General features: G+C 71.8%; 10 protein-coding genes. 6 read left to right on the forward strand and 4 right to left on the reverse strand.

Going from position 1 to position 13,585, the window contains the following annotated elements; all coding sequences use genetic code 11:
- Positions 1 to 1,461, forward strand: coding sequence for a benzaldehyde dehydrogenase (locus FH608_RS04625; protein ID WP_139628573.1), 1,461 nt, complete (start codon positions 1 to 3; stop codon positions 1,459 to 1,461).
- A 224-nt stretch (positions 1,462 to 1,685) separates the two neighbouring features.
- Here the strand turns inward: FH608_RS04625 and FH608_RS04630 are convergent, their stop codons facing one another.
- On the reverse strand, positions 1,686 to 2,534 hold the full coding sequence (locus tag FH608_RS04630) for a bifunctional methylenetetrahydrofolate dehydrogenase/methenyltetrahydrofolate cyclohydrolase (RefSeq protein WP_139628575.1): 849 nt from the start codon (positions 2,532 to 2,534) through the stop codon (positions 1,686 to 1,688).
- Positions 2,535 to 2,686: 152 nt separating this feature from the next.
- Between FH608_RS04630 and FH608_RS04635 the strand changes: the two genes are divergently transcribed.
- From FH608_RS04635 to FH608_RS04650, 4 genes are all read left to right on the forward strand, one after another.
- Entirely contained in the window at positions 2,687 to 3,358 is a 672-nt protein-coding gene (locus FH608_RS04635) for a tyrosine-protein phosphatase (protein WP_139628577.1), read from the forward strand.
- A gap of 560 nt (positions 3,359 to 3,918) precedes the next feature.
- On the forward strand, positions 3,919 to 8,352 hold the full coding sequence (locus FH608_RS04640; protein WP_139628579.1) for a glycoside hydrolase family 38 N-terminal domain-containing protein: 4,434 nt from the start codon (positions 3,919 to 3,921) through the stop codon (positions 8,350 to 8,352).
- A gap of 302 nt (positions 8,353 to 8,654) precedes the next feature.
- The gene (locus FH608_RS04645) at positions 8,655 to 9,455 is read left to right on the forward strand and encodes a DUF7158 domain-containing protein (protein ID WP_226898964.1); all 801 of its coding nucleotides are present in this window, start codon (positions 8,655 to 8,657) and stop codon (positions 9,453 to 9,455) included.
- Positions 9,455 to 10,354 carry an ROK family protein gene (locus FH608_RS04650; protein ID WP_139628581.1) on the forward strand — a complete coding sequence of 300 codons (900 nt, stop codon included), beginning with the start codon at positions 9,455 to 9,457 and terminating at the stop codon, positions 10,352 to 10,354. Before FH608_RS04645 ends, FH608_RS04650 begins: the two co-directional genes overlap by 1 nt.
- A 136-nt stretch (positions 10,355 to 10,490) precedes the next feature.
- Here FH608_RS04650 and FH608_RS51245 read toward each other — a convergent pair whose 3' ends face one another.
- From FH608_RS51245 to purN, 3 genes are all read right to left on the reverse strand, one after another.
- Positions 10,491 to 10,667, reverse strand: coding sequence for a hypothetical protein (locus FH608_RS51245; protein ID WP_193318220.1), 177 nt, complete (start codon positions 10,665 to 10,667; stop codon positions 10,491 to 10,493).
- A gap of 224 nt (positions 10,668 to 10,891) precedes the next feature.
- Positions 10,892 to 12,430: a bifunctional phosphoribosylaminoimidazolecarboxamide formyltransferase/IMP cyclohydrolase gene (purH, locus tag FH608_RS04655; RefSeq protein WP_139628583.1), complete on the reverse strand. Its 1,539-nt coding sequence runs from the start codon at positions 12,428 to 12,430 to the stop codon at positions 10,892 to 10,894.
- Positions 12,427 to 13,056, reverse strand: a complete 630-nt coding sequence (gene purN / locus FH608_RS04660; RefSeq protein ID WP_139628585.1) for a phosphoribosylglycinamide formyltransferase — start codon at positions 13,054 to 13,056, stop codon at positions 12,427 to 12,429. The genes purH and purN overlap by 4 nt, the downstream gene beginning before the upstream one ends.
- A gap of 74 nt (positions 13,057 to 13,130) precedes the next feature.
- On the opposite strand from purN, the gene FH608_RS04665 reads away from it, so the two are divergent.
- Positions 13,131 to 13,550, forward strand: a complete 420-nt coding sequence (locus tag FH608_RS04665; RefSeq protein ID WP_226898965.1) for a hypothetical protein — start codon at positions 13,131 to 13,133, stop codon at positions 13,548 to 13,550.
- Positions 13,551 to 13,585 lie beyond the last annotated feature (35 nt).

The following is a 13,585-nucleotide window of genomic DNA, read 5'->3' on the forward strand; positions in this document are numbered from 1 at the left end:
ATGACCTTCCTCGACCCCAAGATCTGGACAGGATCGATCTTCGACGGCGGGTGGACCGCCGCTCGGGCCGGTGACGTCCCGGTCGTCGAGCCCGCGACCGGGAACGAGCTCGGCCGCGCGGGCTCGGCCGGCGCCGACGACGTGGCGGCGGCGGCCTCGCGGGCGCGCGAGGCGCAGCGGGCGTGGGCCGCCACGCCGTACGAGGAGCGGGCGGCGCTGCTGCGGCGGGCCGGGCGGCTCTTCGAGGAGCACGCGCAGGAGATCCAGGACTGGATCGTGCGCGAGTCCGGCGGCGTGCCGGGCAAGGCCGGATTCGAGACGCACGTGGCGGCGCAGGAGTGCTACGAGGCGGCGGCGCTGGCCTCGCAGCCGCTCGGCGAGGTGCTGCCGACCGCCCGCAGGCGGCTCAGCTTCGCCCGGCGGATACCGGTCGGGGTGGTCGGCGTGATCGCGCCGTTCAACTTCCCGCTGATCCTCGGCATCAGGTCGGTCGCACCGGCGCTCGCGCTGGGCAACGCGGTCGTGTTCAAGCCGGACCAGCGCACGGCCGTCTGCGGCGGGTTCGCGATCGCACGGGTCTTCGAGGAGGCCGGGCTGCCCGCGGGGCTCCTGCACGTGCTGCCCGGCGGCCCCGAGGCCGGCCAGGCGCTGGTCGCCGACCCGAACATCCCCGTCATCTCCTTCACCGGCTCCACCGCCGCCGGACGCAAGGTCGGGGAGGCGGCGGCGCGCCTGCTCAAGCGGGTCCACCTGGAACTGGGCGGGAACTCGGCGCTGGTCGTGTTCGACGACGCCGACCTCGGCCCCGCCGCGTCCGCGGGCGCGTGGGCGTCGTTCTTCCACCAGGGCCAGATCTGCATGACCTCAGGGCGGCACCTCGTGCACGAGGCCGTCGCGGAGGAGTACGTCGAGCGCCTGGCCGCCAAGGCCGCCGGGCTGCCGGTCGGCGACCCCGCCACCGGCGAGGTCGCGCTCGGGCCGCTCATCGACGCGCGGCAGCGCGACCGGGTGCACCGGCTGGTCACCTCCAGCGTGGACGCCGGGGCCCGGCTCGCCGCCGGAGGCACGTACGAGGACCTGTTCTACCGGCCCACCGTGCTGGCCGAGGTGCCGGTGACCGCGCCCGCGTACGCCGAGGAGGTGTTCGGGCCGGTCGCGCCCGTGACGACGTTCGCCACGCTGGAGGAGGCGGCGGCGCTGGCCGGCGACTCGGAGTACGGGCTGTCGCTGGGGATCCTCACCCGCGACGTGATGAAGGGGCTGGCGCTGGCCGACCTGGTGCCGACGGGGATCGTGCACATCAACGACCAGACCGTGGACGACGAGGCGGTGGCGCCGTTCGGCGGGGTGGGGGCGTCGGGGACGGGGGCCAGGTTCGGGGGCACCGGGGCGAACGTGGACGCCTTCACCGAGACGCAGTGGGTCACCATGCAGGGGGACATCGCCACGTACCCCTTCTGACCTGTTCAGCGGCTCCTGACCTTCAGGCGGCCTCCGACCTTCAGGCGGCTGCTGACCTGTTCGGCGGCCCCCGACCCTTCGGGGGCTTCCGACCTTCGGGGGCTTCCGACCTTCGGGGGCTTCCGACCTTCGGGGGCTTCCGACCTTCGGGGGCTTCCGACCTTCGGCGGTGATACCGGGTGCTGCCCGGTATCACCGCCGGCGGTCGTTCTGCCTGCTGGCGGCTACTGAAGGCGTTCCGCGGCCTCCACGACGTTGGACAGCAGCAGGGCGCGGGTCATGGGCCCGACGCCGCCCGGGTTGGGCGTGAGGAACCCCGCCACCTCCGCCACCTCGGGCGCCACGTCACCGGCGATCTTCCCCTCCACCCGGGAGACCCCCACGTCGAGGACGGCCGCACCGGGCTTGACCATGTCGCGCGTGATCAGACCGGGCACGCCCGCCGCCGCCACCACGATGTCCGCCCGGCGCACGTGGCCCGCGAGGTCCTGGGTGCCCGTGTGGCAGAGGGTCACGGTGGCGTTCTCGCTGCGGCGGGTGAGCAGCAGGCCCAGCGAACGGCCCACCGTGATGCCGCGCCCGACCACGGCCACCTCCGCGCCCTTGATCGGCACGCCGTACTCCTGCAGGAGCAGCACGATGCCGTGCGGCGTGCACGGGAGCGGCGCCTCCACCATGTGGACGAGGCGGCCGAGGTTGACCGGGTGGAGGCCGTCGGCGTCCTTGGCCGGGTCCATGCGCTCGAGCAGGGCCATCGTGTCGAGGTGCTTGGGCAGCGGGAGCTGCACGATGTAGCCGGTGCACTCGGGCGAGGCGTTGAGCTCGTCGACCGCCGCCTCGACCTCGGCCTGGGTGGCGGTCGCCGGGAGGTCGACGCGGATGGAGGCGATGCCCACCTCGGCGCAGTCGCGGTGCTTGCCCGCGACGTAGATCTGGCTGCCGGGGTCGTCGCCCACGAGCACGGTGCCCAGGCCGGGCGTGATGCCGCGTTCCTTGAGCGCGGCCACCCGGGCCGTGAGGTCTGCCTTGATCTTGGCGGCGGTCGCCTTGCCATCGAGTTTCACTGCGCTCATGCCGCAATCCTTCCACGTCCCTCATGACCACCGGCACGCCACCCGACCCCGCCCACTGGTTGATCTTCAGGACGAACGGTGCTACTAATGAAGGAGACCTTCATAATACGAGGAGGACCCCACCTCATGCCGGCAAGCACCGGGACTCAGCGATGACCGCACTTTCATGGCCCGGCTGCGAGAACGCCCGTGACCTCGGCGGCCTCCCCACCGCTTCGGGCGGCCGCATCAGGAAGGGCGCCCTGATCCGCTCCGACCGCCCCCGCCCGGCCGGCGTCGAGGCGGTGCTGGCACACGACGTACGGCTGGTGATCGACCTCCGCCTGGCCGGCGAGTGCGCGGCCGATCCCAGCCCGCTGGCCGGCCACCCCGCGTACCGGAACCTGTCCGTCCTGCGCGACGAGGACGACGTCCTGGAAGCCATGGCCGACACGATGCCCGACATCTACCGGGCGATCCTCGATCGCGGCGCGGACCGCATGGCGGCCGTCATCACCGCGATCGCCCTCGCGCCGCCCGGCGGGGTGCTCGTGCACTGCCACTCCGGGCGCGACCGCACCGGGCTCGTCGTCGCCCTGGCGCTGACCCTGGCCGGGGTCCCGGACCGGGAGATCGCCCGCGACTACGCCCTCACCGCCTCCTGCACGCGGCCCGGCGCCGGCGACCGTTCGCGCCGCCTGTTCAACGAGATCACCGAGGCGACCATGCTGCGGACGCTGGAGCATCTCCGGGAGCGGCACGGTGGCGCGGTGCCGTACCTCGGCATCGACGAGTCCGTCATCACGTCCCTGCGCACCCGCCTGACCGAACCCCAGAGCCGCTGACGCCCTCACCCGATCGCCCACCCCGCTCCCCCGACACCGCTCCCCAACCGCACCCTGGCGGCACCACCACTCACCACCACCGCACCCTGGCGGCACCACCGCTCATCGCCACCGCACCTTCGGCACACCACCACTCCGCATCTGCCGCGCCCTCGCAACACCACCGCTCACCCCCACCGCACCCTCGCGAGCGGCACTCACCACTGCCGCCGCGCCACCTCACCCTCCGCCACCCGAAACGGGCGCCGCCATCACAGCCGCGGCAGGCGGCGGAACCGGTGCCTCCCGTAGGAAGACCGCCGAAACCGCCACAGCGACACCGCCACCAAAGCGCTCCCATCGCCTCGGCCCGGCCGCACCGCACCCCCATCTCACCGCGTGCCTCAGGGGGCCGGAAACCCGCACACGGACCCCGGCACACCCAGCCCTCCGGCCAGGAGTTATCCACAGACGCCAGGCAGCAGAGCTCCGTTATCCACAGAGAATCATGACATCGTTGTCATTGATCTTCGGAGGGCTTAGTGTTGCGGGCGCCAGCAACATGCCCAGGAGGTTCCCCCGTGCCTTCCCGCCTGATGACCGCCGAGTCGACCGACCTGTTCGTAGGTTCCCAGGACGCCCCTCACCAGGTCCTGCGGGTCACCGTCGCCCGGGGAGAGCACGAGGCGGCGCTGGAGCTGCGCGGCGAGGGCGTGCGGCTGGCCGGCCCGGTCACCGTGCCGGCGGACGCCACCGTCCTGGAGGTGCCGCTGGCCGTGTCCGTCCCGCCGGGCAGCGCCGTCCCCTGTGTGCTCACGCTGGGCGAGGAGTCGCTGGAGGTCACGGTCACGGCCGAGGAGCCTGGCTGGACGATGCACATGGTGTCCCACTTCCACTACGACCCGGTGTGGTGGAACACCCAGGCCGCCTACACCAGCCCGTGGGAGCTCCTGCCCGGCGACGGCACGACCAGGCCGCTGTGGGAGCGCAACGCGTTCGCGCTGGTCGAGGCCCACATCGAGCTGGCGCTGCGCGACCCCGACTACCGTTTCGTGCTGGCCGAGGTCGACTATCTCAAGCCGTTCTTCGACACCCATCCCGAGCGCCGGGCCGACCTGCGCGCGCTCATGGCGGAGGGCAGGGCGGAGCTGATCGGCGGCACGTACAACGAGCCCAACACCAACCTGACCGGCGCCGAGGCGACGATCCGCAACCTCGTCTACGGCATCGGCTACCAGCGCGACATCCTGGGCGGCGATCCGCGCACCGCGTGGCAGCTCGACGTGTTCGGCCACGACCCGCAGTTCCCCGGCTATCTCGCGGCGGCCGGGCTGACCGGCAGCGCGTGGGCGCGCGGCCCGTTCCACCAGTGGGGGCCGATCAGCAAGAACTTCAAGCAGGCCAAGAACGACGCCGCGCTGATGCAGTTCCCCAGCGAGTTCGAGTGGATCTCGCCGTCGGGGCAGGGCGTCCTGACCCACTACATGCCCGCCCACTACTCCGCGGGCTGGACGATGGACTCCTCGCCGTCGCTGGACGACGCCTGCGCCGCGGTCCACGACCTCTACCGCTCGCTCAAGCCGGTCGCCGCGACCAAGCACATCCTCCTTCCCGTGGGCACCGACTACACCCCGCCCAACAAGTGGGTCACCGACATCCACCGCACCTGGGCCGACCGCTATGTCTGGCCCAAATTCGTCTGCGCCACCCCGCGCGACTTCCTCGACGCCGTACGCGCCGAAATGTCGTCCTTCAGCCCCCAGACCCGCGACATGAACCCCGTCTACACCGGCAAGGACGTGTCGTACATCGACACCAAGCAGGCCCAGCGGGCCGCCGAGGTGGCCGCGCTGGACGCCGAGCGGCTGTCGACGTTCGCGGCCGCGCTGGGCCTGGGCGGCTACCCGCACACGGCGCTCGACAAGGTGTGGCGGCAGCTGGCCTACGGCGCCCACCACGACGCGATCACCGGCTCGGAGTCCGACCAGGTCTACATCGACCTGCTGACCGGCTGGCGCGAGGCGTACGACCTGGCCACGGCCTCCCGCGACAACGCGCTCGCCGCCCTGACCGGCCGGATCGGCGTCGAGACGCCGAGCGTGGTGGTGACCAACACCCTGCCGTTCGCCCGCGACGGCCTGGTCCGCGTGGCGCTGCCGACGGGGCACAGTGTTATCGACGCCTCAGGCGCCGAGGTCCCCGCCGTCGTGGAGAACGGCACGCTGACCTTCCTGGCCCGCGACGTGCCGTCGATGGGCTGGCGCACGTACCGCATCGTGACGACCTCCCCGGAGACCTGGCGCACCGGCGCACCGGTCGCCACCGGCGGTCAGCCGCCCGCGAAACCAGCGGAAGCTCAGGCACAGAACCCGCCCCACACCGGGCCGGTCTCCGATTCCGTGACCATCGAGAACCACCGATGGCGGGTCACGGCCGACCCGTCCCGGGGAGGCGCGCTCACCTCGATCCTCGACCGGTCATCCGGCCGGGAGGTTCTCACCGGCCTCGGCAACGAACTACGCCTCTACGACGAATATCCCCAGCACCCCGACATGGGCGAGGGGCCCTGGCACCTCATCCCCACAGGCCGGGTCGTGGGCTCCGCCGACGCCCCGGCGGCGAGCGCCCGCGCCGACACGAGCCCGCTGGGCCGGCGCCTCATCGTCACGGGGCAGGTCGGCGAGATCACTTATGAGCAGACCGTCACCCTGCTGACCGGCTCCGACCGGATCGACTTCACCACCCGCGTGCTCGATCACAGCGGCGCCGACCGGCTGCTGCGCGTCCGCTTCCCCGCTCGCGTCGAAGGCGCGCTCCCCGTGTCGGACGTCTCGGGCGCCGTCGTGGGCCGCGGCTTCGCCCTCCCCGACGTCGACACGGCCGAGCATCCGTGGACCTTGGACAATCCGGCCAACACCTGGTTCGGCCTGTCGGCCACGGCGAAGGTCGATCTCGGCGAGGCGGGCGCCCGTGCCCTGGGGGTGGCCGAGGTCGTGGTGCCCACCCTGGAGGAGGCTCCGGAGGCCCGCGATCTGGTGGTCGCCCTGGCCCGCGTGGGGGTGACCGCCACGACGTCGTCCGCGGCGGGCACCCGCTACGGCTGGCTCGACGTCGACTCCAACCTGCCCGACGTCCGCATCGTCCTGGGCGGCCCCGACGCCAACCCGCTGGCCGCCGAGATTCTTTCCCGCGCCGATCCCGCCTACCTCGATGCCCTGAAGTCGGGCGCGTCCCGGGTGTGGATCCCGGCCGAACAACCCCTCACGGAGGTCTGGCAGCCGAGCGCCGACCTGCGCGACGTACGTGCGCTGCCCGCCCTGATCGTCAACTGCCCGGTCGCCGAGCTGGTGAGCGACCTGGCCGACGCCACGATCGAAGCGGTGTGCCCGCTGGGGGCTGAACGCCTCGACGACCACACGGTGGCCCTGCTCGCCTACGGCCTGCCCGGCTTCGCCGTCGACCCCTCGGGCGCGCTGCACCTGTCGTTGATGCGTTCCTGCACGGGCTGGCCGTCCGGCATCTGGCTGGACCCGCCCCACCGCACGACGCCTGACGGCTCGGCCTTCCAGCTCCAGCACTGGACCCACGAGTTCTCCTACTCCCTGGTCGCCGGGGAGGGCGACTGGCGGGCCCAGCGACTCCCCGCGCAGGCCCAGGAGCACATCACCCCGCTGCTCCCCCGTACGATCGCCGCTCCGCAAGCGGGCGAACTCCCCCAGACACACTCGCTCCTGACGCTCTCGCCGGCCCGTGACGTGCTGCTGAGCACCCTCAAGGTCACCGGCAACCCCCACGCCCACGGCCACACCACCGCCCCCGACCAGGGCGTGACGATCCGCCTGATGGAGTCGACCGGGCTGGGCTCTCATGCGGAGATCAGCTCGCCCCATCTCCCGCTGAGCTCCCTCACCCACTCCGACCTCCTCGAACGCCCCGGCACCCCCGTCACGACGCCCACCCTCCCGTTGACGGGCTCCGAAATCGCCACCTTCCTGGCCACCACCCCGTCCAGCAACGCCACTCCGCCCACCGACCCAACCACCACCAGCACAACCACGACCGGCACGAGCGCTACCGGCACGATCACCGCCAGCACGACCGCTACTGGCACGACCGCCGCCAGCACGATCATCGCCGACTCGACTGCCGCCGGCCCTGGTGACCTGCTCGAAACGGGCACCGCAGTTCCGGAACCCACGCCGGAGCTGGGCCCCACCGTGGAGCAGGCCCAACCGGTCTTCACCCGCTACTGGCTGCACAACAAGGGGCCGGCTCCACTCGGCTACCTGCCGATCTCCCTGACGATCAGCCCCGGCCTGGTCACGCCGTCGGACGGGGAGCCGTTCGACGTGGAGGTGGTGCTCTCCTCCCACCTGACGGACGAGCCCCATGAGGGCCTGGTCACCCTCCGCCTCCCGGAAGGCTGGGCCGCCACCCCCGCCCAACGCGCCTTCCGCCTCCCCGCGGGCGGCCACCTCCGTTTCCCGGTCACCGTCACCCCGCCCCCTGCGGACCCCGACCCGCACCGGGGGCTGCACTTCGTCTCCGCCCGCACCTCGGTAGGCGGCCAGGTCATCGAAGACGTCACCACCGTCGCCTTCGGAAGCCCCCCGGAGCTCCCGGCCCACGATGAACCGTCAGCATCGTCCACCACCCAGGCAAATCGCGGCACCAAGTCCGCCGAGGCCCGCCCCACCGGCTTGTCCATCACCCCCGTCACCGACGCTCTCACCCTCCGACCAGGCACCAGCACCTCGCTCGTGCTGCGACTCACCAACACGACGTCCGACGAGATCCGCGGTGAGTCGCAGCTCGCGTCCCCGTGGGGGACCTGGCACCTGCTCCCTGAGGTCATCCGGGGCTTCACGGTCGGGGCGGGTGAGACCGTGGACGTGTCGTTCCCGGTGGAGGTCCCGGAGGACGCGCCCACCGGCCATGCATGGGCCCTGGCCAAGGTCATGTGGTTCGGCCGCTGCCAGTACAGCCCGGCGATCCGCCTGGAGGTGACCCGGTGACGGCCCACCCCCACCCAGCCGTGCCCCCACCACCCACCGCACGCCCGGCTCCTGTCCTGCTGCCACCGCCCATCGCACCGGGATCCGGCCATACCCCGAGCACCCACCACACACCCGACCCCAGCGCTGCCGCCACCCGCACACCCCGCTCCGCCGATCCTCCCGCGCATACACACTCCACTGACCCCCACGCCCCTTCGCACTCCACCGATCCCCGCACTCATTCGCACTCGAGCGACCCCACGGCGAAGGATGTGCCATCGCCCGCCACGGGGGCGGTGTCGGCGCCTGGGGTGGGGGCGGTGGCCGGGTGGGTGGACAGCCGGCCGGTTCCGCGCGAGCGGCTTGACCGTCGCATCGCCGAGCTCCGCGAAGGCCCGTTCCGCGGGACGCTGCCCGTGCCGGGAAGCTCGGAGGACCGCCAGCTCGCCAGGTGGCTGACCCAGGTCATCCTCACGGAGGCGCTGTGCGAGGCCGTCGCGTCCGAGCTGGGGCTCGACCCGGTGGAAGGCGAGCCGTTCGAGGGGGTGGCGGCCGTCGAGCTGGGCTCCATCAACACCGCCGCCTACAACGGCAGCCCGTGGGTGCGTGCCGTGTTCGCGCACGTCACCGCCACCACGGCGGCCCCACCGGAATGGCGCTCCCCCACCCCGGCCGAGCACCGGCCGCCGCGGCACCTCCTCCGGCACCGCGTCTTCCCCGACCCTTCGAGCGCCCAGCAGGCGACGTCCGACGACCTCGACCCGCTGGGCAGGGCGTCGCTCGACTCCCTGCCCGCGGCGATCGCGGAAGAGCTGCGACGCCACCCCCACGGCACCCTGGTCGGACCGGTGCGGGACACTTTGGGCTGGCATGTCGCGATCGCCGTGCCCGACACCGCCTCGGCACCCCCGCCGCCCCAGCAAGGAGCCGCCCTTCGGCCAGAACCAGGACCTTCCCGCGCGCCCGCCCCCATCGCCGGTGGGGACGCGCTGCTGGACGCCGCGCGGCGGAGAGCCTTCGCGCGATGGCTGGACGACATGCGCGCCAAGAAGATCGAACTCGTGCCCGGACTGGAACACCCTGGCGATCCTCGCCAGCCCGACAACCACCACAAACATTGATGACCTACGTACTTGCCATTGACATCGGAGGAACCAAGCTCGCCGCCGCGCTGGTGGACGAGGAGGGTTCCGTGTTGCGTTCCGGTACGCGGCCCACGCCCCGTACGGACGTCATGTCCGCCCTGACGGCGCTCATCGGGGAGGTGACCGAGGACGGCCCGTCGCCGGAGGCCGTCGGCATCGGCTGCGCCGGGCCGCTCGACCTGGCGGCCGGGACGGTGAGCCCGGTCAACATGCCCACCTGGCGCGGGTTCCCCCTGCGTGACGAGGTGCGGAAGCTGACGGGGCTGCCCACCGTGCTCGCCGGCGACGCTCAGTGCTTCGCGCTCGGGGAGCACTGGTTGGGGGCGGGACGTGACAGTACGGCCCTGCTCGGCATCGTGGTGTCCACCGGGATCGGCGGAGGGCTGGTGATCGACGGCATGCCGCTGCTGGGACCGACCGGAAACGCCGGACATGTCGGGCACATGTCCATCGACCCCTCCGGTGAACGGTGCGAGTGCGGGGGGCGGGGCTGCGTCGAGCGCTACTCCAGCGGCCCCAACCTCGCCCGCTGGGCCCTGGACAACGGCTGGTCGCCCGCCCCGGGACAGGCGGACGCGCGAGCGCTCGCCGAAGCCGCCGCGGCGGGCGACCCGGTCGCCGTCGCCGCCTTCGAACGCGGGGCGCGGGCACTGGCCGGGATGATCGCCTCCACGGCGGCCGCGGTCGAGATCACCACGGTGGTCATCGGGGGCGGCGTGTCGGGGGCTGGGAAGGTGCTGTTCGATCCGTTGGAGCGGATGCTGGACGACGTGGCGGGGCTCGCCTTCGTCCGCGCGGTACGGGTCCACCAGAGCACTCTGGGCGTGCACGCGGCCCTGGCGGGAGCGGCCCGCCTGGCGACCTTGCACGCGTGAGCACGACGGGGGCGCAGGGTGGACGGGACGGCCGTGGACGGGACGGCCGACGAGCGGGATGGGCCGGTGAGCGGGACGGCCGACGAGCAGGATGGCCGGTAAGGGGGACGGCCGGTGGGTGAGGTGCTCTTGAGGGCTACTCGCGTTCGGCGGCCTGGGCCTCGCGGCGCTCGATGATCCGGCGGGTGAACGGGATGATCTCGACGACCTTGCCGCCCAGGTAGGCGCCGATGAGGGCGAGGATCACGAGGACGACCGGGCTGGTGGCGAAGCCGTTCATGGTCACGAAGGCGTGCAGCAGCGTGTCGAGCAAGGGGAACTCCGTGAAACGCGAGGCAGGGGAAGCCCTTAGGTTAACCGCACTTCACGGATGCTCGCCGCCGAAACAGACAGAATGCTACATGATCGTCCCATAACGGACGATCATCGCAAACCGGTCTGACCCCTCCACGATGGCCGAGCTCCATGAGGTCGGAGCAGGGACACCGTGAAGGGGCCGTCCGAAGGCGAAGGTTCAGTGAAGGAATCGTCCGGAGGTCAGTGGAAGAAGTGGCGGGTGCCGGTGAAATACAGGGTGATTCCGGCCTTCTCTGCGGCCTCGACGACCAGTTCGTCCCGGATCGAGCCCCCAGGCTCCACCACATACCGCACACCGGCGTCGATCAGCACCTGAAGCCCGTCAGGGAACGGGAAGTACGCGTCCGAGGCCCCGACAGCCCCCGTCGCCCGCTCCCCCGCCCTGGTGACCGCCAGGCGGCACGAGTCGACGCGGTTGACCTGCCCCATGCCCACACCCACGGTCGCCCCGTCGGCGGCCAGCAGGATGGCGTTGGACTTCACCGACCGGCACGCCCGCCAGGCGAACTCCAGGTCGGCCAGCTGCTCGGGCGACGCGGGGGTGCCGGTCTTGAGCTCCCACTGCGCGGCCGAGTCGCCCGGCGCGTCCGCCTTGTCGACGGTCTGCGCCAGGAGCCCCCCGTCGATCTCGCGGAGCTCGGTCAGCCGCGACGGGCCCTCCGGGCAGCGCAGCAGGCGCATGTTCTTCTTGGAGCGCAGCACCTCCAGCGCCTCCGCCTCGTAGGACGGCGCGATGACGACCTCGGTGAAGATCTCGGCGATCTGCCGGGCCAGCTCGGCCGTGACGGGACGGTTGACGGCGATCACGCCGCCGTAGGCCGAGACGGGGTCGCAGGCGTGCGCCTTGCGGTGCGCCTCGGCCACGTCGGCGCCGATCGCGATGCCGCACGGGTTCTGGTGCTTGATGATGGCCACGCACGGCTCGGCGAAGTCCCAGGCGGCGCGCCAGGCGGCGTCGGAGTCGAGGTAGTTGTTGTAGGACATCTCCTTGCCGTGCAACTGCTCGGCGTTGGCCAGCCCGCCGGTGCCGCCGGTGTAGAGGGCGGCGCGCTGGTGCGGGTTCTCGCCGTAGCGGAGCGTGGCCTTGCGCTCGTACGTACCGCCCGTGAACTCGGGGAACTCGCCGTCGTCGGCGGTCCGCGCGAACCAGTTGGCCACCGCCACGTCATACGCGGCCGTGTGCGCATAGGCGAGGCCGGCCAGGCGCCTGCGCTCGGTGAGCGTGAAACCGCCACCGGCCAGCGCGTCGCGCACCTCGCCGTAGTAGGCGGGGTCGACCACGACGGCGCAGGTGTTGTGGTTCTTCGCGGCGCCCCTGATCATGGCGGGGCCGCCGATGTCGATCTGCTCGACGCACTCCTCGTCGGTCGCGCCGGAGGCCACCGTCTCCTGGAACGGGTAGAGGTTCACCACGACGAGCTGGAACGGGTCGATCTCCAGCTCCTCCAGCTGCGTCACGTGGTGCGGCTTGGTGACGTCGGCCAGCAGCCCGGCGTGCACGCGCGGGTGCAGCGTCTTGACCCGCCCGTCCAGGCACTCCGGGAACCCGGTCAGCTGCTCGACCTTCGTCACCGGGATCCCGTACGACGAGATGGCGGCCGCCGTGCCGCCGGTCGAGACGATCTCCACCCCGGCGCCGTCGAGGGCTCTGGCCAGCTCCTCGAGCCCGGACTTGTCGTAAACGGCGATCAGCGCGCGCCGGATGGCGATGCGAGTCACGTGGATTCCCCTCCAGTTTCGTTGCCGATGCGGACGATGCGTCCGCTGACCGTCCAGCCCTCGCGGACCATCCGGCCGACGATCTCGACGAGCAGGCGCCGCTCGACGGTCTTGATGCGCTCGTGCAGCACCGCCTCGTCGTCATCGGGCAGCACCGCCACCGCCTCCTGGGCGATGATCGGCCCGCTGTCGACGCCCTCGTCGGCCAGCATCACCGTGCAGCCGGTCACCTTGACCCCGTGGGCCAGCGCGTCGCGCACGCCGTGCGCGCCGGGGAACGACGGGAGCAGCGCCGGGTGCGTGTTCAGCACGGGGAAGGCGCTCAGCGTCGGCGCACCCAGAATTTTCATGAAGCCCGCCGACACCACCAGGTCGGGTTCGTACGCTGCGATCCTGGCCGCGATGGCGACATCCCACTCCGCCCGTGTCGCATAATCGCCCAGTTTTTCCACAAATGTCGGGACTTGCGCCCTCTCTGCTCTGGCCAGTCCCTCGATCCCGCCCCTGTCCGCGCCGACCGCGACCACGCGGGCCCCGTACGACGGGTCGGCAGAAGCGTCCAGCAGGGCCTGTAGGTTGGTTCCAGAGCCGGAGACGAGGACGACGAGCCGCCCAGCCTTAGACACGCACACTCCCAAAAGGAAACAGGGTGGGGGTGTCAGAGTATCTGTTCCTCGCCCGGCGACGCAGAGGAGGTCAGGTGTCGACACCGGTGAAGGCACCGGCAGGCCAGCAGCCCGCTGATTCGGCGGGCCGCCGAGCGATCTGGTTGTCCATCGCAGCGCTGGCCATGACGTTCATGTTGCCCCTCGCCGGACTGGTCATGGCGTTGTTCGCGCTCATGGCCGGCATCCGCGCGCTCCCCATGCTCAGGGCCGAGGGCCGGCCCACCGGTGTCGCCGTCGGCGGCATCACCGTCTCGTCCATCGCGCTGGCGCTGTCGGCCATGGCCACGGGCATGCAGCTGTATCTGATGGAGGAGTACTCCGCCTATCAGGAGTGCATGAAGGGCGCGGGGACCGTTTCGGCGCAGGGCGAGTGCTTCGCGCAGTTCAGGGAGGCGGCCCAGCGCAAGCTGCCCGCCGACGTGCTGGAGATGCTCGGCGCCATGCAACCCTGATCGGGCGGCTCCGAAAGCGTCCGAGTGCCCGCGGC

The sequence above is a fragment of the Nonomuraea phyllanthi genome, assembly GCF_006334985.2.
Taxonomy (GTDB): domain Bacteria; phylum Actinomycetota; class Actinomycetes; order Streptosporangiales; family Streptosporangiaceae; genus Nonomuraea; species Nonomuraea phyllanthi.